A 26,526-nucleotide genomic window follows, 5' to 3' on the forward strand; every position below is an offset into this window, starting at 1 on the left:
CAACTCCGGGTACTGGTCCTGGCGGTTCGGGAATACCTTCGGCTTGACCTTGCCCGCCTCCAGATCCCGGACCCACATGCAGTCGAGCTTGTTCTTGCTGACATCAATGCCAATATGAGCCATCTCGTCCTCTCACCTTGTCCGTACAGCCTCACCCGCCCCTCACGGGGAGCTTGGATACCGTTCAAACTTCGAGATGAAAAAGGACTCGGGGGCCCATCTACGGCACAGGTTCGTGACCTCAGGATGCGATCGGGTTACCCCGAGTCCGGTGCGGTCCATGGTAGCGATCCGTGAACCGCAAGACACAAGGATGTGATGAGCGCAGCGAATCGCATCAGGGTTGCGCCGACGCTGGGATGGTGCGTTTCGCTTCGCTCAACGCACCCTACAACTTGGGACTCAGGACAGGTGCGGGAACACCGTCGGTTTTGACCTACCCTCCCGATATGAGCCCCTTGTGGAGGGCGTGACAGGCCGGAGAAAAGGCGCTGACTGTCTGAGCGCAGCGAGTTTCAGCGCCGCCGGCCTGGCGCGCCCGGAGCAAGGTCCCCGGGCGAATCCCGGGCGTGTTTCTTGGTTACTTCTTTGCACGAGCAAAGAAGTAACTCGAGGCGCGCTGGCGAAACAGCGCTTGGCAGGCGGTGGACCGAAGCCACCGTAAACTCCTGAGGCAAAACTAGGGCCAGCCCTGAAGCGCAGACGGCTAGCGAGGGTCGTCGTCGGAGTCGGGGGCGGGCTCGAGGCGGAGCTGGCCATTGGCGTCGTCCTCGGGCGGTGCGAGGGTGAAGCCCGCGTCGGAGGCGACATCCGCCAGGTCGCGGATCGCGTCCAGCGGTGGCAGCTCTTCCAGCCGTTTCAGCCCCAGGTCGTCGAGGAACGTCCGCGTCGTCGCGAACAGCGCAGGACGCCCCGGCACCTCCTTGTGCCCCACCACGCGTACCCATTCGCGTTCCTGCAGGGTGCGCATGATCCCGGAGCTGACCGCGACGCCGCGTACCGCCTCGATCTCGGCGCGCGTCACCGGCTGGCGATAGGCAATGATCGCCAGTGTCTCCAGTAGCGCACGCGACAGCCGCGCGGGGCGCTCGGGCTGCGCCGCCTGCACCGTGGCGGAGAAGCGGGCCCGCACGCGGAAGCGGTACCCGCCAGCCGTGCGCACCAGTTCGATGGCGCGATCCGCATAGCGCTCCTGCAGACGGCCAATCGCCTGGTCCAGTGTCGGCTGATCGATCTCGCCCAGGTCCTCGCAGGCGGCCTTCAGGTCGCGCGGCGCGACCGGCTCGGCGGCCGCAAACAGGACCGCCTCGATCGCGAGTTCGATGGCACCGAGCGTATCGGCTTCGATCTCGGTGGCGGCTTGCGGGGCCTCAGGGCTGGTGACGTCGTTCATGCATCCTCCGTGTCCGGCCGGCCACCCCGGCGGCGCAGCCGAATCGGGCTGTAGGGTTCGCTCTGGCCCCACTCCACCAGGCCGGACTTGGTCAGCTCCAGCACGGCGAGAAACGATACCACCACGCCCTGACGCCCTTCGGAGGCGAGCAGGAGCGTGACGAAGTCGGTAAAGCGCTCCGGGTGCAGGACCTCGAGGATACTGCTCATGCGTTCGCGCACCGACAACTGCTCGGTGGAGATGTGATGGTGCGCGGAGAGGCTGGCCCGATGCATCACGGCGGCCAGGGCCTCCATCAGCTCGTCCATCGTGGGGGCCGGGGGTGGCGGCCCCTCCAGCGCCTCGACACTGGCGCCGGCGGCATACACGTCGCGGTCCATGCGCGGGAGTTCGTCCAGCCGCTCGGCCGCGGTCTTGAACTGTTCGTATTCCTGCAGCTGACGGATCAGTGCCATGCGCGGATCGGTGTCCTCGTCCGCGGCGGCCTCCACCGGGCGCGGCAGCAGCATGCGCGACTTGATCTCGGCGAGCAGCGCCGCCATCACCAGGTACTCGCCGGCCAGCTCCAGCCGCAGCGCACGCATCACCTCGATATAGGCCATGTACTGACGCGTGATCTCGGCGATCGGGATGGCGAGGATGTCGAGGTTCTGCCGCCGGATCAGGTACAGCAACAGGTCCAGCGGTCCCTCGAACGATTCAAGGAAGACCTCCAGCGCATCCGGGGGGATATACAGATCGGCCGGCAGTTCCGCCACCGGCTCGCCATGCACGCGATAGACAAACTCGCCTTCCGCTCCGGTCTCGACCGTCGCGGGATTGTCCAGGTCCGTCAGCTCATCGCGCGGGTCCATGGCTCATCTCGGTGGGAGCATTCCGAAACCGCTCATCGCAGGTAGTCCAGGCCCATCACGCGGCGCACCTCTTCCAGGGTCTCGCGCGCCTCTTCGCGCGCGGCCTCGGAGCCCTCGACGATGATCGAACGCACCAGGGCCGGGTCCTCGGCGTACTCCTTTGCGCGCTGCTGGATCGGCTCGAGCTCCGCCTGAACCTCTTCGATCAGCGGGCGCTTGCAGTCGATACAGCCAATCCCGGCCGAGGTGCAGCCCTCGTGCAGCTCGGCCCGTTTGGCCTCGTCGGTATAGACCAGGTGCAGATCCCAGACCGGACACTTCTCCGGCGTGCCGGGATCGGTGCGACGCACACGCGCCGGGTCCGTCGGCATGGTCCGGATCAGTTTTTCCACTTCGGCCGGCTCGGTGCGCAGGCTGATGGTGTTGCCGTAGCTCTTGGACATCTTGCGCCCATCCAGACCCGGCATCTTCGCGGTAGGCGTGAGCTTGGAATGGGGCTCGGGCAGGATGATCTTGCCACCACCTTCAAGGTAGCCGAACAGGCGTTCGCGATCGCCCAGCGAGATGTTCTGCTGCGATTCGAGCATCGCCCGGGCCACTTCCAGCGCCTCGTCCTCGCCGTGCTCCTGAAAGCGCTTGCGCAGGTCGCGATAACGCTTGGCGGCCTTCTTGCCCATCTTGTCGATCGCCGCCTCGGCCTTTTCCGCAAACCCCGGCTCGCGGCCATAGAGATGGTTGAAGCGGCGAGCGATCTCGCGCGTGACTTCCAGGTGCGACACCTGATCCTCGCCAACCGGAACCATGCCGGCACGGTAGGCGAGCACGTCCGCGCTTTGCAGCACGGGGTAGCCCAGAAAGCCGTAGGTGGCCAGGTCCTTCTCGCGCAGCTGCTCCTGCTGATCCTTGTACGTGGGCACACGCTCCAGCCAGCCCAGCGGGGTAATCATCGACAGCAGCAGGTGCAGCTCCGCGTGCTCCGGCACGCGCGACTGCACGAACAGCGTGGCGGAACCGGGGCTCACCCCGGCCGCCAGCCAGTCGATCACCATCTCGGTGACATGCTGCTGCAGGTCGCCCGGGTCTTCATAGTGTGTGGTCAGCGCATGCCAGTCGGCAACGAAGAAGAAGCACTCGTAGTTGTGCTGCAGCTCGATCCAGTTTTTCAGGACGCCGTGATAATGGCCCAGATGCAGGTGCCCGGTCGGGCGCATGCCCGAGATCACGCGCTGGTTCGTTCCCTGGGTGCTGGTCACGAGTGGTTCCTTCTCCGTTATTCGTGGGGTTCGTTGGGGATGATACTCAGAACATGCCGCCCGAAAGGGCAAACAGCATGCCCAACAGGGCCGCCGTGCGATCGCGTTCGTTCACGTACACGCGACCGTCCTCCATATTCAGGTGTCCGCGCCAGAGTTCGGCATCGGCGTCGCGCTGCAGCCAGCCTTGGGCCGCCAGGGTATGAAGACGCTCGTCCAAATCCGCGTCCGGGTACGCGGACTCGAATTCCCGCACCCATTCCAGCCCGAGCCGCAGCTCGCTGTCCAGTACCAGGGTCTCCAGCGGCCGGGTACGGAAACCGCGCGCGTCGCCGCGCAGGCCCAGCTCGGTCTCCAGGGCCACCTGGCGTGCGGGGGATTCGTTGAACGAGGCCTTCAACTCGGCCGCCGGGCTGTGTTCGATCATGCGCTCGATCGCGTCGGTAATCACCGACCCGCCAAGCGCCAGGCGCTGACCGCGTTCCAGATCACGCTCCTGCAGCGCCTCCAGGTCCTGAATCATCTGCAACAGTGCCGGGCGATCCCAGCGCAGCAGCGCAAACTGGAGATCCACGGTCTCGAGCTCCAGCACGTCGGCGTCCGCCTCGCGCAGGCGAACCTCGTCGATCTCCAGGCGCAGGCGGCTGTCCAGGCGATCATTGCTGGTCTTCTGGAAGGCATTCACTCGCGGCCGGGTCAGCTCCATCTCGCCCTGCTCGTCGCGAACGTGCAGGTGCGCGGCCGCCAGGCCCCCCTCGTAATCCGGCAGGCGGCCGTAGACACCATCCTCGTCCGGTTCGAATACGGTCGCGAAACGGGCCTGCTCGACCCGCAGGTCCGCCTCGTCGTCATGCAGACGCAGCGCGGGCAGATCCAGGCTCAGCAGCAGTTGCTCCGCCGACCAGGCAAAGCGCCCCTGGCCCGCATCCAGCTCGAGCCAGAGCGGCCCATCGCCATCAACACGGTCGGCCACATCCGGAACCTCCATCAGGTCCAGCGTCAGGGGCTCGAACTGCACGCGCGTGGTCAGACGACCGCCCATGCCGGCATGCGTCTGCACGACCAGATCGAGCTCGTGCAGCAGATGGGCCGCGAGCGAGCCCTCCGGGGCTTCGAGGGCGTCCAGGTCCACATTCGACTCGCCGCGCGCGCCGAGCACACCGTGGCGCACCCGGTGCTCCAGCGGGATGACCAGCTCGGTCTCGCCGTCGTCGAGGGTCAGCTCGCTGCGCGCGCTCGCGGTTCGGTAGCTGCGCCGGTATTCGACCATCTCGTGGCGCAGATCCACCTCGCCGATGCGTGCCTGCTGCGTCTCGGTCACGTTGCGCTCGACCTGCCCGCCGACAAACACCGGCCAGGCGGCGACCACGATCAGCAGCACCAGTAGCAGCACAATCCACTTACGCATCACGCATCTCCCCTGGCCTCCATGCCCTTACGACTCATCAAGGAACGCCACATCGCCGACACCGTGACGGATGATCTCCGGCACATCACCGGTCAGGTCGATCACGCTCGTCGGCTCCAGGGTGCCGGCCCCGCCATCGACGACCTCGTCCACGACCTTCGACAGCCGCTCGTCGATCACCCAGGGTTCGCTCAGCGGCAGCTCCTCGCCCGGGAGCTGAAGGGTCGCGGTCATCAGCGGCGAGCCCAGTGCCTCCAGCAATGCCGACACGATACGGCTGTCCGGCACGCGCAGACCGATAGTGCGACGCTTGGGGTGCTGCAGGCGGCGCGGCACCTCGCGCGTGGCCGGCAGGATGAAGGTATAGGGCCCGGGTGTCAGACCCTTCATCAGGCGGAAGGCCGTGTTGTCCACCTTGGCGTAGACGCCGAGTTCCGAGAGGTCACGACACAGCAGCGTGAGGTGATGGGTATCGTCGACCTGCCGGATGCGGCGGATACGGTCAGCGCCCGCCTTGTCGCCCGGCAGACAGGCCAGGGCATAACAGGCGTCGGTCGGGATTGCGATCACCGCGCCCTCGTGCAGCCGCTCCAGGACCTGCCGGATCAGCCGGGGCTGCGGGTTTTCGGGGTGTATCGCGATCATGAACTCGGCCATTGATGACAAGGCGCGCAGTGTAGCGCATGGTGGGCGGTGCTCATAAGGCGCCCCGCCCGCGCTAGAATGAATTCCTCGACCCACGGAGAACCCCGATTGATGCTCTACATGATCCAGGGCCAGGATGCCCCCGACTCGCTGGATGCACGGCTGGCCGCGCGGCCGGAACACGTCGCCCGGCTGCAGGCCCTGCACGAGGCCGGCCGCCTGATCCTGGCCGGTCCGCTGCCGGCGATCGACAGCAACGACCCGGGCCCCGCCGGCTTCACCGGCAGCCTGATCGTGGCCGAGTTTCCGTCGCTGGAGGCCGCCCACGAGTGGGCCGATGCCGATCCGTATGTCGCCGCGGGGGTCTATGCCTCGGTGGATGTTCGTCCTTTCAAGCAGGTGTTTTGATCATGCGTACCCGTCCCGCCGCGCTCGTTGCCACTCTCGCCCTCGCGGGCCTTCTGGCCGCCTGCGGGAATGGCGACGAGGGTCTGCCGCTGCCCGACGAAGAGGCTAGCGAGCTCGACACGGTCATCACCGATACCGACGACGAGGACACGGTCGCCATCGTCAATGATCGCGCGATCACCCGCGCCGATCTGTTCACCTATGCCGGCATGGACGAGGATCCGGGGGTGGCCGCGCAGGGCGAAGGGGTACTGGACGAGGTCATCAGCCTGGAACTGCTGCGCCAGGAGGCCCTGAAACGCGGACTGGGTGACGACCCCGAGATCCAGCGCATCCTGAAAATGGTCGAGACCAATCTGCTGGCATCCACGCTGATGGAGCGCATCGCCGAGGAACTCGAGATCAGCGAAGAAGAGGTGGAGGCGGAATACGAACGCCAGGTCGAATACCTGCGCGGCACCGAGTACCGCGCGCGTCACATCCTGGTCGGGGACGAGGACAGCGCGCGCGAGCTGCTGGCACAGCTGGACGACGGAGCCGATTTCGCGGAGCTGGCCGAGGAACACTCCATCGACCCGGGATCCGCCGCTCGAGGCGGGGACCTGGGATGGTTCACGCCCGATGGCATGGTGCCGGAATTCGCCGCTGCCACCGAGGCCCTGGAACCCGGCGAGACCACCGACGCGCCCGTGCAGTCACAGTTTGGCTGGCACCTGATCCGTCTGGACGACACCCGCGAGGTGGAAGTCCCGCCGCTGGACGAGGTGCGCGCCGAGATCATCGAGATCCTGGAAAGCCGCGCCATCCAGGAAAAGCTGGAGGACCTGCGCGCCAAGGCGACGATCGAGATCCCGAACCGGCCGGAGAACTGATCCCGCGCCGTTCGGGCGGGCACGTCAGTGCCCGTGACCGCCGTGCCCGTGGCTCGCGTCGTCGCGCTCCATGTGGTCGTGCCCGGTACCCTCCTCGGCCTCGCCGCGGCGCACCTGCATGTGCAGATCCATGGTCTCGCCGTCCTCGAAGGTCACCCGCACGGCGACCCAGTCACCGGCCGTCAGCGGCTCGTGCAGGCCGATGAACATCAGATGCAGGCCACCCGGCTCCAGCACCAGGGTCTCGCCCGCGGGCAGGTCCAGGTGATCGACCTCGCGCATGCGCATCACGCCATCTTCATGGGTGTGCTCGTGCAATTCGGTGGTCTTCGCGATTGGCGACTCGGCGGCCACGATACGGCGATCGGACTCGCCGGTATTGCGCAGCTCCAGATAGCCGGCAGTGGTATCCCCCGGCACCAGGCGCACCCAAGGCGTGCCTTCCATCTCCAGCCCTTCCAGGCATTCGCACACCTCCGGGGCCTCCCCGGCCACCGCGGTACCCGCGGTGCCCGCGGTGCCCGCGGTGCCCGCGCCCAGGCTCAGGACCAGGGCGGCGGCCGCAAGAGATCGTAATACGGCGAGATTGATCATCAGTTTCTCCACGGTTCGCTGTGACGCATCCTAACCTAGGGGAACGCGACGCGTGCGATTCGATCCGCGTCTCCCTAGAATGTCGCGCCGGGAAGGAACCCTCTGGCCCTTACGGGCTCCAACCGAGCGACCGGCCCTGCCCCATCCGACCGAGAACATAATGCCGCGCCTTCTCCGACGTGCCCTGCCCCCCCTTCTGATCCTCGCCGCCGCGGTCGTGGGCTTTCTTGTACTGCGTGCGACAGGTCCCGAGGCGCCTGCGCCCGAGGCCACCGAGCGCACCTGGCCCGTGCAGGGACTGGTGGCCGAACTGGGCGAGCACCACCCTGGCATCCTGCTGAACGGGCGCAGCGCATCGGCCCAGACGGCCACCCTGCGCGCGGCCGTCGAGGGCGAGATCGAGGCCGTCCCGGCCCGCATCGGGGCCCGCATGGAGGCGGGCGAAACCCTGGTGCGCATCGACCCGCGCGAGGCGGAACTGCTGCTGGCCCAGCGCACGGCCGAACGCCGCGAACTGGAAGGCGCAAAAGAGAGCGAAGAGATTCGGGCCCGTTTCGATCGCGAAGCCCTGGTGCGTGAGCGCGAACTCCTGGAAATCGCCGAACGCGGCCTGCGCCGCGCCCAGAACCTGCGCGAACGTGACCTCGGCTCCGAAACCGACGTGGACACGGCCCGGGAGGCCCTGGAACAGGCCAGCCTGACCGTGGACAACCGCGAGCAAGCAATCGTCGATGCCCCGATGCGCAAGGCCCAGGCGGAAGCCCGGCTGGAGCGCGCGCGGGCGGCCGAGGATCAGGCGCGCATCGATCTCGAGCGCACCACGATCGCCGCGCCCTTCGATGCCCGCGTGGTCGAGGTCGAGGTGGCGTCTGGCGAGCGCGCCCGCGCTGGAGACCCGTTAGTACGCCTGTTCGCACTCGATGACCTGGAGATTCGCGCCAGCATCCCCGATTACATCCTCCCGCGCATCGAGGAGCTGCTGGACGCAGGCGAAGCTCTGACCGCTCATGCGCAGGTGGGTGGACGCACGGTGCGTACCGAACTGACACGCCTGGAGGGCGAGACGCGTGCGGGCGAAGCCGGTACGCGCGGCATCTTCGAGGTCCGCGAGGGCCATTCTGCGTTGAATCTCAATCGCTTTGTTGAACTAACCCTGCGCCTGCCGGCCGAGCCCGACAGCCTGGCCGTACCCTACGAGGCCCTCTATGGCCGGGATCAGGTCTTCCGCGTCGTGGACGGCCGCATGCAGTCGCTGCGGGTCGAGCGCCTCGGCGAATTCATGACCGATGCCGGGGACGCCCGTGCCCTGATCCGTCACCCGGACCTGCAGACGGGCGACATCCTGGTCGCCACCCGCCTGCCCAATGCCGTGGACGGGCTGAAGGTCGAGGTCGAGGAGCCCGGCGAACGCCCGGATCGCGATGCCGCGATCCCGCGCGCTTTCGACACCAACGCGGATCAGGACCCGAACGATGGCTGATGCCGATCCCGGCCAGCGTGCCGGCGACGGCCCGGACGAGCGCCCGATGCCCGGCGGGGGGACGCGCGACAACGGCCAGCCACCGCGCGGCCCGATCCAGATCTTCCTGGAACACCGCCTGGCCGCGAATCTGCTGATCGCGCTGATGCTGCTGGCCGGGGCATTCGCGCTGACCAAGCTGAACACCCAGTTCTTCCCGAACTTCGAGCTGGACTTCATGACCGTGGAAGTGGTCTGGAGCGGGGCCAGCGCTGAGGACGTGGAACAGGCGATCATCGATCCCCTGGAACAGGACCTGCGCACCATCGACGGCCTGCGCAACATGACCTCGACCTCCGCGCTGGGGGTCGGCGTGGTGACCCTCGAGTTCGAGGCGGGCACGGACATGACGCGGGCCGCCGAGCAGGTCAATGACCGCGTCGACCAGCAGCGCAATCTGCCGGAGGACGCCGAAACCCCGGTGGTCAAGCGAATCATCCGCTACGAGCCCGTGGCCCGGCTGCTGATTACCGGCCCGGAAGACCCGCAGCAGCTGCGCCGGCTGGCGCGGCAGTTCGAGCGGGAGCTGCTGGATGCCGGCATCGCCCAGATCGAGTTCACCGGGCTGACCGAGGACGAGATGGCCATCCAGGTGCCGTCGCGGGATCTCTATCGCCTGGACATGACCCTGGAGGAGATCGGCACCCAGATCCGCGAAATGGCGCAGGACTTCCCCGCCGGCTCGGTCGGGCGCGACGATACCGCCCGCCAGATTCGCAGCCTGGAGCAGGCCCGCGATGTCGTCGGCTTCGAGCGGCTGATCCTGCGCGGCGACACCGATCTGGGGCGAATCAGGCTGGGCGATATCGCCGACATCGAACTGCGCCCGCGCGATGGCGAGGTACGCAGTCGCGCCAACGGCAAACCCGCCATCGAGATGCAGCTCATGCGTTCGGAGACAGGGGACTCGCTGGAGGCCGCGCGCGTCCTCGAGGACTGGCTGGAGGCGACCAGGCCCACCCTGCCACCGGGTGTGGATGTCCAGGTAATGGATGCCTTCTGGGAGCTCCTGGCCGAGCGCATCAATATGCTGCTCAAGAACGGCCTCGGCGGCCTGATGCTGGTGCTGGGCATCCTGTTCCTGTTCCTCAACCGGCATGTCGCACTGCGTGTGGCACTGGGCATCCCGATCGCATTTACCGCCGCCTTTGTCGTGCTGTGGGTCGTGGGTGGCTCGATCAACATGATCTCGCTGTTCGGCTTCATCATGTCGCTGGGGATCATCGTCGACAACGCGATCGTGGTCTCCGAACACGCCTACAGCCTGCACCAGCGCGGGCTGGACGCAGGGAGGGCCGCACGCGACGGCGCGCGGCGCATGCTCGGACCGGTGATCGCCGCCTCGCTGACCACGGTCGCCGCCTTCATGCCACTGATGCTGATTGGCGGGATGATCGGCAATATCCTGTTCGATATCCCGCTGGTGGTGATCTGCGTGATCGTGGCTACCCTGCTGATCGCCTTCCTGATCCTGCCGGCCCATCTGAAGGGGGTGATGCACCGGCTCGAGGAACCGCCACAGGGCAGTCTGCGGGCGCGCTTCGACGCCGGCTTCGAACGCCTGCGCAACGGCCCGTTCCGGCGCGCGGTCACGCGCTCGGTGGATCACGCGGGCGTCACCCTGGCGCTGGCCGTGGGCGCGCTGATTCTCGCCATTGGGCTGGCCGCCAGCGGCCGCATCGGCTTCACCTTCTTCCCCTCGCCCGAGGGCACCATCGTCAACGCAGGGGTGAACTTCGTCGCCGGCACGCCGCCCGAGCGCGTCGAGTCGTTCCTGATCCACGCCGAACGCGCCCTCGAGGAGACGGAGGAGGCGCTGGGCGGCAATCTGGTACGCACCTCCGTGACCCGCCTCGGCCAGGGGATCGACCCCGGCGATGGCAATGCACCCAAGGGGGAACAGTTCGGCAACATCCAGGTGGAGCTGGTCTCGCCGGAAGAACGAACCGTACGCAACCGCGAGTTCATCCGTGAATGGGATGACCGCATCCGCCAGGCCCCGGGCATCGAGAACTTCTCCATCGATGAACGCCAGACCGGGCCGCCGGGGCGGGATCTCGATATCCGCCTGACCGGTGACGACCCGCATGTACTGAAAGAGGCCGCACTGGAACTGGCCGACATGCTGGACGACTTCCCCGGGACCTTCGCCACCAGCGACGACACCCCGTTCGGTCGCGAGCAGTTCGTGTTCCAGGTGAAACCCGAGGGTCGCGCGGTCGGGCTGAGTACCGAATCGGTCGGCGGGCAGTTGCGCAACGCCTTTGATGGATACCTCGCCCAGCTCTATCAGGACGGACTGGAGGAGGTCGAGGTCCGCGTGCGCCTCCCGGACAGCGAGCGCCACCGGACGGAGAGTCTGGAGCGGCTGAACCTGCGCCTGCCGGACGGGGCCTTCGTGCCACTGGACGACGTGGTGGATCTCCGTTCGCGCCAGGGGTTCGAGACCCTGCGCCATGCCGACACGCGGCTGGCCATCCAGGTATCGACCGAGGTGGACCGAGCGGTGAACAACGCCGCGCGCATCCGGGCGGCACTCGAGGACGGACCACTGGACGAGCTGTCGGACCGACACGGCATCGAATATTCCTTCGAAGGGCGTGCGGCGGACCAGGAAGAGACGTTCGCCGACATGCAGATGGGCCTCGTGCTGGCGCTGGGGCTGATGTACATCGTGCTCGCCTGGGTGTTCGGCTCCTGGGGCTGGCCGCTGATCGTCATGGCGATCATTCCCTTCGGGATTCTCGGTGCGCTGTTCGGGCACTGGGTGATGGGCGTGGAGCTCACCATCCTTTCGCTGTTCGGCCTGTTCGGGCTGACCGGGATCGTGGTCAACAACTCGATCATCCTGGTGAGCTTCTACCAGGGGCTGCGCGAGACCGGACTCGCCCTGCGCGAGGCGATCGTGGAGGCGGCCTGCCAGCGCCTGCGCGCGGTGATCCTGACCTCCGTCACCACGATCGCCGGCCTCACGCCGCTGCTGTTCGAGCGCTCGGTGCAGGCCCAGTTCCTGATCCCGATGGCAATCTCGATCGTGTTCGGGCTGGCCTTCGCCACCCTGCTGGTGCTGTTCGTGATCCCCGCCCTGCTGCGTCTGTACGAGGGACGCTTCGGGCGCGCGGAGACCGCCGAGGCACCTGTTTCTTGATTCTCGCTCGCCAGCGAGTAAACTTCCGGCGCCACAAATTCCTTTTACCGGGGCCCGGCCCCGGCAATCCCAACGTCTCAGGAGACAGGCATGGCTGGACATTTCCCGTTTGCTGGCAAGCGCGGCACGCGCTACGGCCTCGCCCCGCGCGGCAACATCGCCGCCTTTTTCGAGAAACACGGATTCAACGACGACCTGCAGGAGAAGTACTACAAGTGGTGGTACGACTGGGCCAAGGACTTCGTCGAGAAGGACGCCGACCTCTCCTACACCATGATCACCAAGTTCGACAGCTACCCGATGGGCACCCATGCCCATCACGCGTTCCACCTGAACGACAAGTACTGGCCGAGCTGCCTGGACGAGCTGGGCTCGTTCATCCGCGATGTCATCTTCCCGAAGATGGACGAAAAGGCGATGCATGATCTGGAAGAGAAGCACGCCAAGCTGATCAAGGATCTGGAGAAGGAAGCCGAGTCCAACCCGCGCGAAGCGGCCCCGGACGTCGGTCTTTTCCGCCACGTCTGACCGGCAACCTTGCGGCAGCATCCGGCCCCGCCCTGCGGGGCCGGTTTGCGTTGCGGCCCCGGGAGATACCGCCACATGAACGCGGCCAAGCGTGAAGCCATCTTCGAACGCCTGAAGGCGGCAAATCCCGAGCCGACCACCGAGCTCGAGTACAACACCCCGTTCGAGCTGCTGATCGCGGTTATCCTGTCGGCCCAGGCCACGGATGTCGGCGTGAACAAGGCCACGCGCCGCCTCTACGCCGTCGCCAACACCCCCGAGGCCATCCTCGATCTGGGGCTGGACGGGCTGAAGGAACACATCAAGACCATCGGGCTGTACAACGCCAAGGCCGAGAACATCCTCAAGACCTGTCGCATCCTGGTCGAGCAGCACGGCGGCGAGGTCCCGCGCGACCGCAAGTCGCTCGAGGCCCTGCCGGGTGTGGGGCGCAAGACCGCCAACGTAATCCTGAACACCGCCTTCGGCGTACCCACCATCGCGGTGGACACCCACATCTTCCGAGTCGCCAACCGCACCGGACTGGCCCCCGGCAAGAACGTGCTGGAGGTCGAGAAGCGGCTGATGCGGCTGACCCCGAAGCCCTATTTGCAGGACGCCCATCACTGGCTGATCCTGCACGGGCGTTATGTCTGCAAGGCGCGCAAGCCCGAGTGCTGGCGCTGCCCGATCGAGGACCTGTGCGAATACAGGGCCAAGACTCCACCCCCGGCCGCCGCCTGAACCCCGCGACGCCACCCCGAGGACACAGCATGTACGGCAACCGAGACCAGATCCGCACCCAGTTCGTCGACGCCTGGCAGAAGGCGCAGGCCGGCGAAACGCTGACCGACCTGGAACAGCAGCTGGTGGACGTGATCTCGGAACACCCCGAGTACCACGACTATCTCAAGGACCGCGAGACCGCGCTGACCGGCGAATTCCCGCCGGAGCTGGGCACCTCCAATCCGTTCCTGCACATGGCGATGCACCTGAGCCTGCGTGACCAGGCCCGCACCGACCGCCCCGAGGGCATCCGCGCCCTGCACCAAGGCCTGTGCGCCCGCTTCGGGGTGATGGACGCCGAGCACCGGATGATGGAGTGCCTGGGGCAGGCCCTGTGGGAGGCGCAGCGCAACAACGCGGCGCCGGACCAGAACGCCTACATGGAGTGCCTGCGCCAGCTCGCCGGGCGCTGACTCAGGCGCGCTGCGGCTCCGGCGTGGGCCGTCGGTCCAGCCCCAGCCGATCCAGCAGCACCAGCATCGCGGGCGTGAACAACAGGGTCAGCGGCGTGGCGACGAACAGCCCCCCGGCGATCGCGGTCGCGAGCTGCACCCAGAAACCGGTCACCGGCGCCCCGACGTAGAAGTCCCTTCCGGCAAAGTCGACGGTCCAGGCCAGCACCATGGGCATCAGGCCGAGGATCGTGGTGATCGCGGTCAGCAGCACCGGCCGCATGCGCTGGGCGGCGGCCCGCAGGGCCGCCTCCAGCGCATCCAGGCCGCGTCGACGCTGTTCGTTGTAGGTGTCGATCAACACGATGTTGTTGTTCACCACGATCCCGGCCAGCGCCAGCACCCCGATCCCGCTCATCACGATCCCGAACGGCTCGCCGCGCACCAGCAGGGCCAGCAGCACCCCGGCGGTGGAGAACACGATCGCCGACATCACCAGCAGCGCCTGCGAGAAGCGGTTGAACTGGGTGACCATCATCGCGAGCATCAGGAACAGCGACAGCGCGAAGGCCGCAAGCAGGAAGCGCGCCGCCTCGGCCTGCTCCTCGGCCTGGCCACGAAACCGCAGCTGCACCTCCGGGTCCAGCTCCATTTCGGCGATGCGCGCCTCGAGGGCCCGCTGGCGCTCGTCCACCAGGTAGCCACTGGCGGCATCCGCCTCCAGGGTGTAGGCGCGGTCGCCGTCGCGCCGCTTGATCAGCCCGGTGGCCGGCACCGGCACCAGCTCGGCGAAGTGCGCCAGGGGGACGAGTCCGGTCGCGCCCGGCAGGTTCAGGGTGGCCAGTTGCTGCAAGTGGCGCTGATCCGCCGGCAGGCGCAGGCGGATGTCGACCTCCTCGTCACTGTAGTCCGGGCGGTAGCTGCCAAGCTGGATGCCGCGGGTCAGGAGCTGGACGCCCTCGCCCAGCAGCGGAACATCCACGCCGAAGCGCGCCGCCTGCTCGCGGTCGAAGCGGACCTCCAGCTCGATCCCGGGCAGTGGCAGGTCGTCGGTCACGTCCTCGAAGCCACCCAGATCGTCCATCGCGCTGCGGATCTCGCGAATCACCGGCGCGATGCGGTCGGCATCGCGACTCGAGGCCTCGACCACGATCGGCCGCCCCTCGCGCGGCCCGCGTTCCTGGGCGCGAAACTGGAGGCGGATCCCGGGCAAGTCGGCGGTGCGCTCGCGCAGTTCCTCGATAATCGATGCCGCCGGCGGGCGATCCCGCCAGGAGATCAGTTCCAGCTGGATCAGCCCGATGACATCCTCCGGGTAGTCGCCCTGAAGCCGCCCGAGCTGGGTACCGATAGTCCGCGCATAGACATGATGAATCTGGGGCACTCCCTGCAGGCGGTCCTCCACCTGCCGCACCAGGGCGTCCGCCTCCCACACCGACAGGTCGCCGCGCGCCTGCACCTGCACCTGCACGAAGTCCGGTTCCACCTGCGGGAAGAACTCCACCCCGCGCCCCTGCTGGGCATACAGCGCATATGCGGCAGCGACCAGCGCCAGCGTGCCCGCGAGCGTCCAGACGGGATGGCGCACCAGCGGCTGCAGCAGCCGGATATACGAACGGGTCAGGCCCTGCAGTTCGTCATAGCGGCCCTCCTCGGCCGCGCGTACGTAGCGGGTCTGGGCCGGGTTGATCGGACGGCTCTGGCCGATCACTGCGCCCAGCGCCGGGATGAACACCAGCGCCATCGCCAGCGAGGCGATCAGGGTCACGATCACCGTGGCCGGCAGATAGACGATGAACTCGCCCACCATGCCGGGCCACAGCAGCATCGGCGCGAACACCGCAAGCGTGGTCCCGATCGCGGTGGTGATCGGCCAGGACATGCGCTGGGCCGCGGCACGGAAGGCCTCCCGCCGCGGCATGCCCTCGGCCACATAGCGGTCGGCCAGTTCCACGACCACCACCGCGCCATCCACCAGCATGCCAACCACCAGGATCAGCGCGAACAGCACCACCACATTGAGGGTGAACCCCATCAGATAGATCGCCAGGATGCCGCCGAGGAAGGCCCCGGGTATGGCCAGCCCCACCAGCAGGGCCGCGCGCGCCCCCATCATCGCCAGGATCACCAGGGCGACGATCAGCACCGCCGTGATCACGTTGTTCTCGAGATCGCCCAGCAGGTCGTCGACATCGCGCGCCATGTCCTGCAGGTAGGTCACCTCGACCGTCTCCGGCCAGTCGGCCCGCGCCGCCTCGATGGTCGCGCGCGCGGCGGCCACCACCTCCAGGATGTTGGCCTCCGAGGCCTTGCGGATCTCCAGTGACACCGAGGGCTGGCCGTCGATGCGGGTGAAACCTTCCGGGTCCAGATAGCTCTGGCGGACCTCGGCGACATCGCGCACCCGCACCACCGCGTCGCCCTCGACCCGGATGGCGGTATCCAGCACATCGTCGACGTCGTCGATGGTACCCGGCACCCGCAGAGGAATGCGCCCGGCCCCGGTATCCAGCGCCCCGGCCGCGATCAGGCGGTTGTTGCGCTCGATCGCGCGGGTCAGTTCATCGAATGACAGCTCAAAGGTCTCCAGCACCAGCGGATCGACCAGGACCTCCATCTGTTCCTCGCGGTCTCCACCGACATCCGCCTCCAGCACCCCCGGAATCGCCTCCACGCGGTCGCGCAGGTCCCGCGCCAGGCGCACCAGCGTGCGCTCGTCCAGCGGACCGGACAGATTCAGCGTGAGCACCGGGAACATGGACAGGTCGACTTCGGAGACGCTGGGCTCGTCCGCCCCGGCGGGCAGTTCGGGGCGGACCTGGTCGACCTCCTCGCGCAGGTCCGACAGGGCCCGGCGATTGTCCCAGCCGGGCTCGAAGTCCAGCCGCACCAGGGCGAAGCCCTCGCCCGCCCAGGACTGCATCTCGTCCACCCCGGGGAGGGTCTGCAGCTCGCGCTCCAGCGGGCGCAGCATCAGACGCTCCGCATCCTCCGGACTGACCCCGGGATAGGGCACGGACACAAAGAAGATGGGGATGTCGATCTCGGGAGCCGCCTCCTTGGGCACCACCTGGTAGGCGGTCGCACCCAGTACCAGGATCAGCAGCAGGAACAGCAGCACCGTCCGGGCGTGTTCTACCGCCCAGGCGATCAGGGCCTTCACGGCAGCGCCCCGCCCACCGGTTGGGGCGCGCCCGCCTCGGCGTCTGGCGGCTCCCCTCCGGGATGCGGTCGCACCGTCTCGCCCGGGGTCACGAAGCCGTGGCCGATGGTGATCACCCGCGCGCGCTCCGGCAACCCGGTGACCCAGACGCCATCGGTGGCGGCGCGAATCACCTCGACCGCATGGAAGACCACCCGGTCCTCGTCATCCACCGTCTTCACCCCGACCCGGCCGTTGTCGTCCAGTCCCATCCAGGCCGGCGAGAGCTTGTGCGCCGCGACCGTCTCGGTCGGGATCTCGACCCCGGCGCTGATCCCGGAGGGCAACGCCTCGTCGGCATTCGGGACCTCGACCTCCACGCGGAAGGTCTGGGTGCCGACCTCGGCCACCCGCGAGACGAACCGGACCTCGCCCTCGGCGCGACGCCCGTCGAGGAAGCGGATGCGTGCCGCCTGGCCCGGCTCCACGCGCCCGATCTGGTGCTGCGGCACATGCACCACCGCCAGCAGCGGGTCGTTGTCCACGATCTCCGCCACCGGGTCGCCACGTGCCACGAAGTCGCCCCGCTCCGCCAGGCGCTGATTCACCACCCCGGCCACCGGCGCGACGATGCGCGTGTTGCGGATATCCAGCTCGATCGCCTCCAGCTCCGCCCGGGCGGCCTCGCGCTCGGCCTCGCGGGCCTCCAGCTGGGTGCGCGACACATGGCCCTGATCGTGCAGGCGCTGGGCGGCCTCGTATTCGCTCTCGGCGCCGCGCAGCCGCGCGATCGCCTGGCGCCGGCGTGCCTCGCGGTCGTCCATGCGCAGCCGCGCCAGGGGCTCGTCGGCGGCGACGCGCGCCCCGCGGGCCACCTCCCACTCGGCCACCTGGCCGGCGGTCTCGGCACGCACCATCACGCGCAGATCCGGCTCCACCCGGCCCTGCAGGACCAGCAGGCGCTCTACCGGCTCTGCTTCCAGTTCGGTTACCGCCACCGCCAGCGGTTGTCGATCCATGGCAGGCGGGGCATCGTCCACTTCCCGGCCGAGCATCCCGGAGGCAATCCAGAGGATCACCAGCACCAGCACGCCCAGCGCGACCAGCACGCGCGACTGCCCGCGCAGGCGCTGCCACCAGGCATCAGCCATCAACCCACCTTCCCTGTGTGTCGGGTGTGTTCATCGTGCCCCGCCGAACAGGCGCTGCCACCAGCGCCGGCGACTGCCGGTCGGCGGCATCGCGGCCTCCAAATCCACCGGTGGCACCTGCGAGAGTACCCAGCCAGGCAATACCCGCAGCCCGGAGGACCCGCAGCTGGAGCCCAGGTTGTTGGGATCGAAGATCTTCACGAAACTCGGGGCCTCGCGATCATCGACATAGACGATGCCACAGTAATCCTCGTCGTGATCCTGCCGCAGCAGGCGATCGACCTCCTCCAGGAAGCGCCGGAAGTCCTCCGCCGAGACCGGCGCCTGCGGCACCGCATCACCCACGGCATAGACATACCAGTGCTCATCCGCCCGTTCGCGCAGGCGCGCCCACAGCGCGTCCAGATCGGACCAGTACAGCATGCCCGTACTCCCCGCCTGGAAGCGCTGGAGAAACTCGGGCTCGGAGGCGGGCTGGGCGGACATCGCAATAACCGGTCGGGGCTGATCCGTCATCGTAGCCCGGCGCGGGTCCGGTTGCATGGAACCCCCGGCCTGCGCGAGCCTCTCAACAGCAAGTGCCGCTCAACCTTCCCGGCGTCTCGACAATGCGTCAGCTGACCCATAAAACCTCCCTTCGCGCGGAGCCGGAGCAGGTCTTCGACCTGCTGAGCCACGTGCCCAACTTTGTCGATCTTTGCGACAACGTGGAGCATATCGAGCCGCTGGGGGACGACCGCTACCGCTGGACGATTCGCGCGGCCGGCATGAAGCTGCATTTCGATGTCGAGGTCTGCGAGGCCGCGCGCCCCGAGTACTTCGCCTGGCGCTCGATCCGCGGCATCCAGAATCGGGGCAGCTACCGGCTGAGCCCGGGCGAACCCGGCCACACGCAGGTGGAGTTCGAGCTGCAATACCGCCTGGGCAGCCCACTGCTCGAGGCTGCGGTGCGGCGTGCCGCGCATTCGCTGGTCGAACGCGTCTCCGGCCAGCTGATGAACCGCGTGCAACGCCGGCTCGACACCGACAACGGGCGTGCCTGACAGCCCGGAGGAGCGGCCTAAAGCGTGCGGACCGGCGTCTTGTGCCGCCATTCCCCGTATACCGACGCCAGCACGCCGGCAGCCGCCAGAAATGCCGCGAACACGTAGACCGAGGCCGGGCTGATGCCGTCCCACAGATACCCCGCGACCAGGCTTCCGGCAGCGCCCCCGAGCCCGAAGCTCAGCGAGGAGTACAGGGCCTGTCCGCGCCCCTGGAGGCGGCCGGGAAAGAAATAATGAATCAGCGAGATGGCGGCGGCGTGATAGACGCCATAGCTGGCCGCGTGCAGGGCCTGGATGAACAAAAGCATGGGCAGGGAATCGGGGATGGCGGCCAGAAGCCCCCAGCGCAGGGTGGTCAGCACCAGTGCCACCGATACCAGGAACCACGCCCCGAAGCGCAGGATCAGCTTCGGCAGCAGCAGGAACAGGACCACCTCCGCCGCCACTCCGAGCGCCCACAACTGCCCGGCCACCGCCCGCGAGAACCCGGCCTCCTCCAGATACAGCGTAAAGAACGCGTAATAGGGACCGTGGCTCGCCTGCATGAAAAAGCAGGCCAGAAACAGCGCGATCACCTCCGGCCGCTTGAGTACCGCGACCAGCGCCGGGACGTTGTTGTCCTGCTCCATGTCGCGCACCGGCTCGCGCACCCAGAGCGTCACCAGCCAGAGAGCCGCGAAGATGCCGAGCACGATCCAGGGCAGCCAGGCAATGTCGATATGGTCGAAGGCCCAGCCCAGAAGCGCGACCGCGACAATGAACCCGACGGAGCCCCACAGGCGGACCAGCGCGTAGCGATGGGCATCGCGACCCAGCGTACGCATGGTGGTCGCCTCGAACTGCGGGAGGATCGCATTCCAGAAGAAGCTGAACGCGGCCATCACCACCGCCAGCCACCAGTAGCCGGTGTACAGCAGCACCCCGGCAAAGGCGACCACACCGCCAAACGCTCCCCAGCGGGTGATCGGCATGTGCGCGCCGGCGCGATCCGCGAGCCAGCCCCAGACGTTGGGTGCAATGATCTTGGTGGCGAGCACGATCGCCATCAGCTCGCCGATCTGCGATCCGCTAAAGCCGGCCTCGGACAGATACGGGCCCCAGAACGGCATGAACGCGCCGAGGCTCGCGAAATAGAAGAAGTAGACCGTGGACAGGCGCGCGCTGGGAATCACCGGAACGGACCTCCGGCACGGCCGACACGACGGAGCGTGCCCATATCAGTCGTGTGGGAGGTCGCGCAGTTCCGGCAGGCCGGTGTCGCCGACGTCGGCGTTTTGTCCGCGATGGCGCAGAGCATGGTCCATCAGTACCAGCGCCATCATCGCCTCCGCGATCGGGGTCGCGCGGATCCCCACGCAGGGGTCATGGCGGCCCTTGGTGACCACCTCCACCGGTTCGCCGGCGGTGTTGATGCTGCGTCCGGGCAGACGGATGCTCGAGGTCGGCTTGAGCGCGATGCTCGCGCGCACGGCCTGGCCGGTGCTGATCCCGCCCAGCACGCCGCCGGCGTGGTTCGACAGGAAACCCTCGGGGGTAATCTCGTCGCGGTGCTCGGTGCCCCGCTGGGTCACCGACTCGAAGCCGGCCCCGATCTCCACGCCCTTGACCGCGTTGATGCTCATCAGCGCATGCGCCAGCTCCGCGTCCAGGCGGTCGAACACCGGCTCGCCCCAGCCCGCCGGCACACCGACAGCCTCGACAGTCACCCGCGCGCCGATCGAATCGCCGGACTTGCGCAGGGCATCCATGTATTCCTCCAGCTCCGCGACCTTGTCCGGGTCGGGGCAGAAGAACGGGTTGTCGTTGACGATCTCCGGCTGCTTCGCCTCCAGCTCGATTGGGCCCAGCTGTGACAGCCAGCCACGGATCTCGATCCCGTAGCGCTGCTGGAGGTAGCGCCGGGCGATGCCACCCGCCGCGACACGCAGCGCGGTCTCGCGCGCGGAGCTGCGCCCGCCGCCGCGGTAATCGCGCGAGCCGTATTTGCGGTGATAGGTGTAGTCCGCATGCCCCGGACGGAAGCGATCCATGATCTCGCTGTAGTCCTTGGAGCGCTGATCGACGTTCTCGATCAGCAGGCCGATCGGAGTGCCGGTCGTGCGGCCCTCGAACACCCCGGACAGGATGCGTACCTGGTCCGGCTCGCGGCGCTGGGTGGTGTGGCGCGACTGTCCCGGCCGGCGGCGATCCAGATCAAACTGCAGGTCCGCCTCGCAAAGCTCCAGACCGGGCGGACAGCCGTCCACCACCGCGCCCAGGGCCGGCCCGTGACTCTCACCAAAGGTACTGACGACGAACAGTCGCCCAAAGCTGTTTCCCGACATGCGCGATAGTGTATCCATGCCGCGCGGTGCTGTCGCCTGTTGCCGCCCCGCCCGAGCGGCAAGACCACGATGTTTCTGCCATGATCGGGGTCGCAGAACCCATAACAAAGGACAGGAGATGGATATGACGCGTTCGATCAAGCGACTGGCTGCCGGTACCGCCGCCGCGGCCTGCCTGGGACTGGCCAGCGTGGCCCAGGCCGACGTGTTCAACCAGCGCATGATGAGCATGGAGCTGGCCAACGACATCGCCGAGGCCGCGGTGCTGGCCTGCCGCGAGAAGGGGCACCAGACCAGCGCCGTGGTCGTCGACCGTGCCGGCAACGACCGCGCCGTGCTGCGCGACAATCTGGCCGCCGTGCAGACCATCCAGATCGCCGGCGACAAGGCGCGCGCTACGGTCATGTCCGGCACCAGCTCCGGCAGCTTCCGGGCGAACCGCGAGGAAATCCGCATGGAGATGAACCACGTCGACGGCATCATCATGCTGGAGGGCGGGCTGCCGATCGAGGTCGCCGGCAGCATGATCGGCGCGGTGGGCGTGTCTGGAGCCCCTGGTGGCGACCTGGATGAAGAATGCGCCCAGGCCGCGCTAGACTCGGTTCAGGAACGACTCGACTTCGCGATGTAAGTGGCGCACGGCCAGGGACGGCCGACGGCCCACGCCCGGAGCCTTAATGGAAGACCCACTCGCCAACCAGAAGACGGTCCCCGCGCCCGGTGTGCGCCGGATCAGTCCGCAGGAGGCCCATCAGCGGCTTCAGCAGCGCCCGCGCGACCTGCTGATCGACATCCGCTCCACTATGGAATTCCTGTTCGTCGGGCACCCGCAGGGCGCCATCCATATCCCGTGGATCGACGAGCCCGACTGGACCGTGAACCCCCACTTCGTGCCCCAGGTACGCAAACTGCTGCTGGGCGGGGCCGAGGACCACAGCGAGGATGCCCCCGCGCTCTACCTGATCTGCCGCAGCGGCAAGCGCACGCTGTCCGCCGGCCAGGCCCTGGTCGATGCCGGTATCGAGAATGTCTATTCAGTGGAGGAAGGCTTCGAGGGGCCGCTGGACGAACACCACCAGCGTTCCACCCGCGGCGGCTGGCGCTACCACGGGCTGCCCTGGGAACAGTGCTGATCGGTCACGCCTGGCGCAACCGAGTTTGCTAGCGGTGATACTCGCCGGCGCGCTCCGGCTGGTACTCGACGGCCTCAATGCGCACATGCATCTTCCCGCCACCCGGGCGCGGCCATTCGATCTCGTCCCCCTCGGACAGCCCCAGCAGCGCACTGCCCACCGGCGCCAGAATCGACAGCGTGCCACCGCTCTCGTCCACGTCGCGCGGGTAGACCAGCGTCAGCGAGAACTCCTCGCCGGACTCGATCACCCGGAAACGGACCCTGGAATTCATCGTGACCACCGAACCCGGGATCTCGCGCGAATCGACGACATCCGCACGATCCAGCTCGGCCTCCAGGTCGGCCTTGCCGGGAAAGCTGTCGTCCGGCAGCGATTCCAGCAGCTTGTCCAGGCGCTCCATGTCCGTGTTGGAGACGACGATCTTCGGATTACTCACCTTTACACACTCCAATAAAGCAGAACGCGCCCCCACGGGAGGCGCGCTGAATAAAACGGGGACAAATCCCAAATCGGAGAATCAGACCCGAGAGTAGCCAAGCCCCGGCCAAAAAGCCATATCAGCCGCGACTGGCATTTCTGCGATCAAGCCTGCGTGTCGCGCCACGCCGAGTAGCCACCACGCAGGACACGGGCATCAATTCCCATCGCGCGCAGACTGTCCGCCACCAGCTGGGACCGGCCACGGTACCCGCAGTACACCACGACGGGCTGCTGGGGGTCCTGCATGTGGGATTCGATGCTGGCCTCCAGCTTGGGCCGCGGGATATTCACCGCGCCGTCGATGCTGCCTTCGGCCGCTTCCTCCGGCTGGCGAACATCCACCAGCAGGAACGAGCGCCCCGCCTGGCGCCAGTCGACCAGGTCCGCCGGCTCCAGATGCGGCAGCTCTTCTTCCAGCTCCGCGATGCGCTTCTCGAACAGGCTCACTGTCGGCGACTCCGCTGTCTGCACATACGCAACAGTCTACCGTCTCGACAGGCGCTGGGCACTCTCACACGGACGCGCGCAGCAGGAGCGGCGCGATGCGCAGCGTAAACAGCAGTAGCGCGACGAACGCGGCTAGCGCACCGACCGCGGTCAGCATTGGCACGCCCAGCAGCCAGCCGAAGCCCATACCCAGCACAGCCAGATGTACCAGAATCTGCGGTGTCCAGGCCCACAGCCAGCCACCCGCAATCGGGTGCCCAGTAAAGCGCGGCAGCATGTGCTCGCCCAGCCCCATGATCAGCAGCAGCAGGAACCCGAGGGTAAAGCCGTGCAATGCGGCGGGGCGCGCGGCCCCATCCAGAAAGAAGCCGCCCAGCGGCAAGGCGGCACCCGCGACCAGCAGCCAGATCATCGCGCCCAGTACCGAGGCACGGCTGGAGGCCGAAAGCCCCAGCCCGACATGACGTGCAGCCTTCTGCGTGCGCTCCGGCGCCTCGGCGACCAGCGCGGTCGCGGCCGTGCGGTCCAGCAGCCCGATGTGCTTGAGTTCGCCGTCCACGACCACGGCCGGGATGGAACGTATGCGCAACCGGGTCGCCAGTTGACGCCCCTCCGGCTGCCCCATGTCGACCACCGCAAAATCGATCTGCTTCTTCTCCGCCACCTCGCGCCAGATGCGCTCGGCATCGTGGCAGGAGGCACACCATTCGGACACCAGCAGTTCCACCTTCATGAGTCCGTCTCCTCAGTCCGCGCAGCGCATGCAGTGGATGTCGTAGCGGTCGATCCACTGCTTGAGCCCGTCGACGGCTTCGGGCCCTGTATGCAGACGCTCCAGCGCCTTTTGCGGGTCGTCCGGGCGCATCGCCACCACCCAGGCATCGGTATAGGGGGCGACATTCACCAGCCCCGGGTCGGCCTCCACGGCCGGGTTGATGCGCTCGATGGTGCCGTCGAAGGGTGTGGGGATGCCCCCCGCCCACTTGCCGGACTCCAGCCGCGCGACCGGCTTGCCCGCGGCCCGGTGCGAACCCGGCTTGCGAAAGCGGAAGTACTGCACACGCCCCGCCATCGTCTGGGCGGGATCGGTGATGCCCAGGGTGAAGGTACCGTCGTCCTCCGGACGGACCCAGACATAGTCGAGATCGTAGAACAGGTCGTCCGGCAGTTCGCAGCCGTTGTATTCGGTATGGCTCATCACGCCCCCTTCGGACCGTAGTGGCGCACGGTGAGTGCGATATTCAGCGCAAACAGGATCATCGCCCCCCAGGCCATCGCCCCGCCGATCGCAACCGTCGGGTTATGGACGATCAACCACCCAGCGATCATCACCCAGAGGCCAAGATTCGCCAGCACGAACTGCACATGCCCGAGCCGTTCCGAGAACAACGAGCGGCCGGAGAAACGCGGCAGCACATGCAGACCCACGCCGTAGATCATCATGGTCACAAAGCCCAGCAGCATCAGGTGGCCGTGCATGCGCGGCACATTGCCGGGCACCAGCCCCGGGTGGGCCAGCCAGACGATGCCGAGCAGCCCGCCCAGCAGCGCATAGATCAGCGCGGCCAGGATGAACATCCGGTTGCGTGGATGCATATCGCGTTCGCTCCCTTTCTTGTTTGTTCTGCAGCGACGCTAGACTAATATAATATGTATTGTAAATGCATTGATCGAGATCAACACGGAGCCGGGCGCCTTCAGAGACAGTAGCGCCGTCCATGATCCGAACACACGCCGATCGCCTGTCATCCGAGCCTATTGATGAAACTGCAGCTTCACGAACCCGCCCCCGGCTTCCACCGCCCGATCGACTTCCTGCGGGCGTGTCATCGGCGAATCACGAACTGCCTCGACACGCTGGAGCGGCTGCCGACGCATATTGAGCAGCACGGGGCCGACGCCGAGGCCCAGTCCGCGGCGCGGCGGGTGCTGGCCTATTTCGAGCAAGCCGCCCCGCAACACCATGCCGATGAAGACGAAGACCTGTTCCCGATCCTTCATGCCTACCGCGACGATCCCGGGGCCCACCCGCAGCTGGGTGAATGGGTAGATCGCCTGAGTGCCGAGCACCCCCGCCTTGAGGCCGCCTGGGACACCCTGGAACCGTCCCTCCAGGACATCGCGGCCGGGCGCGCGGACCTGCTGCAGGGCGCGGAAGAATGGGTCCGGCTCTACCGGGCGCACCTCGAACTGGAGGACAACGCGGTGCTGCCCCTGGCCGATCACCTGCTCAGCCCCGAGGAACGTACCCGGTTGGGCCGCTCCATGGCGCGCCGTCGGGGTATCCCGGATGCGTATGCGGAACAAGCCGATGAGTGACTTCCTGCTGGACCTGCGGGGACTGGGCGACCACGCCCACACGCGCGCCTACTACACCCTCCGCGAGTTGCAGCCGGGCCAGGTCTTCGACGTCTGGCTGGATCAGGAGCCGCAATTGCTGATGGATGCGGTCAGCCTGCAACTGCGCCACGCCATCCACTGGCAGGTGCAGGAGAACGGCCCGCCCCTGTGGAAGCTGCGCGTCCAGCGGCGCGAGGACGTCGCGCCCGTGGACCTTGTCGATCTGCTGCAGCGCGACCATCTGCGCATCGACCGGCTGTTCGCCAGCGCCCTGCACAAGGTCAATGCCGGCGATCTCGAAGGTGCGGCACCCGACTTCCAGGCCTATGTGGAAGGCCTGCGCCGGCACGTTCATGTGGAGAACGAACTGATCGTCCCGACCCTGGCGGCTGCACGCGGGGCCAGCGGCCAGGACCCGGTCACGGTCATGCTGCGCGAGCATGACGAGATCCTGGAACAAACCGCGCTGCTGGAACACGAGTTCCAGGAAGGCGTCGAGGAGGCCTGGATGGTGGCCCCGTTCTTCGCCCTGATCTCCGGGGCCCTCGCCAAGCACGAAAGCCGCGAGGAACAGAACGTCTTCCCGGACTGGGGACGCCGTCTGCGCAACGACCCCGAACTGGCGGCGGAGCTGCTTGCGAAGGCCAGCCGGCATCTTGGGACTCGCTGATCGCGGCAGGG

28 protein-coding genes and 1 pseudogene are annotated in these 26,526 nt (G+C 67.4%); 12 read left to right on the forward strand and 17 right to left on the reverse strand.

Annotated elements, in window-relative coordinates:
- The 6 genes and pseudogenes from G372_RS14435 to G372_RS0103665 form a co-directional block, all read right to left on the reverse strand.
- Positions 1-123: pseudogene (locus G372_RS14435) on the reverse strand (IS110 family RNA-guided transposase); the annotation flags it as partial.
- A gap of 583 nt (positions 124-706) precedes the next feature.
- Complete coding sequence (gene scpB, locus G372_RS0103645; protein ID WP_019624531.1) at positions 707-1,393, reverse strand: SMC-Scp complex subunit ScpB; 687 nt, start codon at positions 1,391-1,393, stop codon at positions 707-709.
- Positions 1,390-2,247 carry a segregation and condensation protein A gene (locus G372_RS0103650; RefSeq protein WP_019624532.1) on the reverse strand — a complete coding sequence of 286 codons (858 nt, stop codon included), beginning with the start codon at positions 2,245-2,247 and terminating at the stop codon, positions 1,390-1,392. Before G372_RS0103650 ends, scpB begins: the two co-directional genes overlap by 4 nt.
- 32 nt (positions 2,248-2,279) lie before the next feature.
- Positions 2,280-3,500 (reverse strand): tryptophan--tRNA ligase, encoded by a 1,221-nt coding sequence (locus G372_RS0103655; protein ID WP_018863824.1) that lies wholly within the window; start codon positions 3,498-3,500, stop codon positions 2,280-2,282.
- A gap of 46 nt (positions 3,501-3,546) precedes the next feature.
- Positions 3,547-4,908, reverse strand: a complete 1,362-nt coding sequence (locus G372_RS0103660; protein WP_019624533.1) for a DUF945 family protein — start codon at positions 4,906-4,908, stop codon at positions 3,547-3,549.
- Positions 4,909-4,935: 27 nt separating this feature from the next.
- Positions 4,936-5,553, reverse strand: a complete 618-nt coding sequence (locus G372_RS0103665) for an L-threonylcarbamoyladenylate synthase (protein WP_026278947.1) — start codon at positions 5,551-5,553, stop codon at positions 4,936-4,938.
- Between the two features lie 111 nt (positions 5,554-5,664).
- On the opposite strand from G372_RS0103665, the gene G372_RS0103670 reads away from it, so the two are divergent.
- Together G372_RS0103670 and G372_RS0103675 are read left to right on the forward strand one after the other, a co-directional pair.
- Positions 5,665-5,961, forward strand: a complete 297-nt coding sequence (locus tag G372_RS0103670) for a YciI family protein (RefSeq protein ID WP_018863821.1) — start codon at positions 5,665-5,667, stop codon at positions 5,959-5,961.
- Between the two features lie 2 nt (positions 5,962-5,963).
- Complete coding sequence (locus tag G372_RS0103675; RefSeq protein WP_026340417.1) at positions 5,964-6,833, forward strand: peptidylprolyl isomerase; 870 nt, start codon at positions 5,964-5,966, stop codon at positions 6,831-6,833.
- A 24-nt stretch (positions 6,834-6,857) separates the two neighbouring features.
- Here G372_RS0103675 and G372_RS0103680 read toward each other — a convergent pair whose 3' ends face one another.
- Entirely contained in the window at positions 6,858-7,427 is a 570-nt protein-coding gene (locus G372_RS0103680; protein WP_020008824.1) for a copper chaperone PCu(A)C, read from the reverse strand.
- A gap of 160 nt (positions 7,428-7,587) precedes the next feature.
- Between G372_RS0103680 and G372_RS0103685 the strand changes: the two genes are divergently transcribed.
- The 5 genes from G372_RS0103685 (at position 7,588) to G372_RS0103705 (ending at position 13,800) form a co-directional block, all read left to right on the forward strand.
- Complete coding sequence (locus G372_RS0103685; protein WP_019624537.1) at positions 7,588-8,907, forward strand: efflux RND transporter periplasmic adaptor subunit; 1,320 nt, start codon at positions 7,588-7,590, stop codon at positions 8,905-8,907.
- Positions 8,900-12,094 (forward strand): efflux RND transporter permease subunit, encoded by a 3,195-nt coding sequence (locus G372_RS0103690; protein WP_019624538.1) that lies wholly within the window; start codon positions 8,900-8,902, stop codon positions 12,092-12,094. Before G372_RS0103685 ends, G372_RS0103690 begins: the two co-directional genes overlap by 8 nt.
- Before the next feature lie 90 nt (positions 12,095-12,184).
- The gene (locus tag G372_RS0103695; RefSeq protein ID WP_018863816.1) at positions 12,185-12,622 is read left to right on the forward strand and encodes a hypothetical protein; all 438 of its coding nucleotides are present in this window, start codon (positions 12,185-12,187) and stop codon (positions 12,620-12,622) included.
- Positions 12,623-12,697: 75 nt separating this feature from the next.
- Positions 12,698-13,345 (forward strand): endonuclease III, encoded by a 648-nt coding sequence (gene nth, locus G372_RS0103700; protein WP_018863815.1) that lies wholly within the window; start codon positions 12,698-12,700, stop codon positions 13,343-13,345.
- A gap of 29 nt (positions 13,346-13,374) precedes the next feature.
- Positions 13,375-13,800, forward strand: coding sequence for a DUF1841 family protein (locus G372_RS0103705; protein WP_018863814.1), 426 nt, complete (start codon positions 13,375-13,377; stop codon positions 13,798-13,800).
- A gap of 1 nt (position 13,801) precedes the next feature.
- Here G372_RS0103705 and G372_RS0103710 read toward each other — a convergent pair whose 3' ends face one another.
- The 3 genes from G372_RS0103710 to G372_RS0103720 are packed head-to-tail and all read right to left on the reverse strand — an operon-like array spanning position 13,802 to position 18,558.
- A complete protein-coding gene (locus G372_RS0103710) occupies positions 13,802-16,942 on the reverse strand; it encodes an efflux RND transporter permease subunit (protein WP_019624539.1) in 3,141 nt (1,046 codons plus the stop codon).
- Positions 16,939-18,072, reverse strand: coding sequence for an efflux RND transporter periplasmic adaptor subunit (locus G372_RS0103715; protein ID WP_019624540.1), 1,134 nt, complete (start codon positions 18,070-18,072; stop codon positions 16,939-16,941). The genes G372_RS0103710 and G372_RS0103715 overlap by 4 nt, the downstream gene beginning before the upstream one ends.
- Before the next feature lie 30 nt (positions 18,073-18,102).
- Positions 18,103-18,558, reverse strand: coding sequence for a hypothetical protein (locus G372_RS0103720; RefSeq protein WP_019624541.1), 456 nt, complete (start codon positions 18,556-18,558; stop codon positions 18,103-18,105).
- A gap of 122 nt (positions 18,559-18,680) precedes the next feature.
- On the opposite strand from G372_RS0103720, the gene G372_RS0103725 reads away from it, so the two are divergent.
- Positions 18,681-19,115: an SRPBCC family protein gene (locus tag G372_RS0103725; RefSeq protein WP_019624542.1), complete on the forward strand. Its 435-nt coding sequence runs from the start codon at positions 18,681-18,683 to the stop codon at positions 19,113-19,115.
- Positions 19,116-19,132: 17 nt separating this feature from the next.
- Here the strand turns inward: G372_RS0103725 and G372_RS0103730 are convergent, their stop codons facing one another.
- The gene (locus tag G372_RS0103730; RefSeq protein WP_019624543.1) at positions 19,133-20,290 is read right to left on the reverse strand and encodes an MFS transporter; all 1,158 of its coding nucleotides are present in this window, start codon (positions 20,288-20,290) and stop codon (positions 19,133-19,135) included.
- A gap of 45 nt (positions 20,291-20,335) precedes the next feature.
- A complete protein-coding gene (gene aroC, locus G372_RS0103735) occupies positions 20,336-21,442 on the reverse strand; it encodes a chorismate synthase (RefSeq protein WP_018863808.1) in 1,107 nt (368 codons plus the stop codon).
- Between the two features lie 124 nt (positions 21,443-21,566).
- Here aroC and G372_RS0103740 point away from each other — a divergent pair, with 124 nt between their 5' ends.
- Both G372_RS0103740 and G372_RS0103745 read left to right on the forward strand, forming a co-directional pair.
- Positions 21,567-22,073 carry a GlcG/HbpS family heme-binding protein gene (locus tag G372_RS0103740; RefSeq protein WP_018863807.1) on the forward strand — a complete coding sequence of 169 codons (507 nt, stop codon included), beginning with the start codon at positions 21,567-21,569 and terminating at the stop codon, positions 22,071-22,073.
- A gap of 46 nt (positions 22,074-22,119) precedes the next feature.
- Positions 22,120-22,575: a rhodanese-like domain-containing protein gene (locus tag G372_RS0103745; protein WP_019624544.1), complete on the forward strand. Its 456-nt coding sequence runs from the start codon at positions 22,120-22,122 to the stop codon at positions 22,573-22,575.
- 28 nt (positions 22,576-22,603) lie between these two features.
- Here the strand turns inward: G372_RS0103745 and rnk are convergent, their stop codons facing one another.
- The 5 genes from rnk to G372_RS0103770 form a co-directional block, all read right to left on the reverse strand.
- Complete coding sequence (gene rnk, locus G372_RS0103750) at positions 22,604-23,014, reverse strand: nucleoside diphosphate kinase regulator (RefSeq protein WP_018137751.1); 411 nt, start codon at positions 23,012-23,014, stop codon at positions 22,604-22,606.
- Between the two features lie 146 nt (positions 23,015-23,160).
- Positions 23,161-23,505 carry a rhodanese-like domain-containing protein gene (locus G372_RS0103755; protein ID WP_019624545.1) on the reverse strand — a complete coding sequence of 115 codons (345 nt, stop codon included), beginning with the start codon at positions 23,503-23,505 and terminating at the stop codon, positions 23,161-23,163.
- A gap of 64 nt (positions 23,506-23,569) precedes the next feature.
- Positions 23,570-24,238, reverse strand: coding sequence for a glutaredoxin family protein (locus G372_RS0103760; RefSeq protein ID WP_019624546.1), 669 nt, complete (start codon positions 24,236-24,238; stop codon positions 23,570-23,572).
- Positions 24,239-24,250: 12 nt separating this feature from the next.
- A complete protein-coding gene (locus G372_RS0103765; RefSeq protein WP_018863802.1) occupies positions 24,251-24,703 on the reverse strand; it encodes a biotin/lipoyl attachment domain-containing protein in 453 nt (150 codons plus the stop codon).
- A complete protein-coding gene (locus G372_RS0103770; protein WP_018863801.1) occupies positions 24,703-25,101 on the reverse strand; it encodes a hypothetical protein in 399 nt (132 codons plus the stop codon). Before G372_RS0103770 ends, G372_RS0103765 begins: the two co-directional genes overlap by 1 nt.
- A gap of 165 nt (positions 25,102-25,266) precedes the next feature.
- Between G372_RS0103770 and G372_RS0103775 the strand changes: the two genes are divergently transcribed.
- Together G372_RS0103775 and G372_RS0103780 are read left to right on the forward strand one after the other, a co-directional pair.
- Complete coding sequence (locus G372_RS0103775; RefSeq protein WP_019624547.1) at positions 25,267-25,824, forward strand: hemerythrin domain-containing protein; 558 nt, start codon at positions 25,267-25,269, stop codon at positions 25,822-25,824.
- Positions 25,817-26,515 (forward strand): hemerythrin domain-containing protein, encoded by a 699-nt coding sequence (locus tag G372_RS0103780; protein WP_019624548.1) that lies wholly within the window; start codon positions 25,817-25,819, stop codon positions 26,513-26,515. The genes G372_RS0103775 and G372_RS0103780 overlap by 8 nt, the downstream gene beginning before the upstream one ends.
- Positions 26,516-26,526 lie beyond the last annotated feature (11 nt).

The sequence above is a fragment of the Thioalkalivibrio thiocyanoxidans ARh2 genome, from assembly GCF_000385215.1.
GTDB classification, from domain to species: Bacteria; Pseudomonadota; Gammaproteobacteria; order Ectothiorhodospirales; family Ectothiorhodospiraceae; genus Thioalkalivibrio; species Thioalkalivibrio thiocyanoxidans.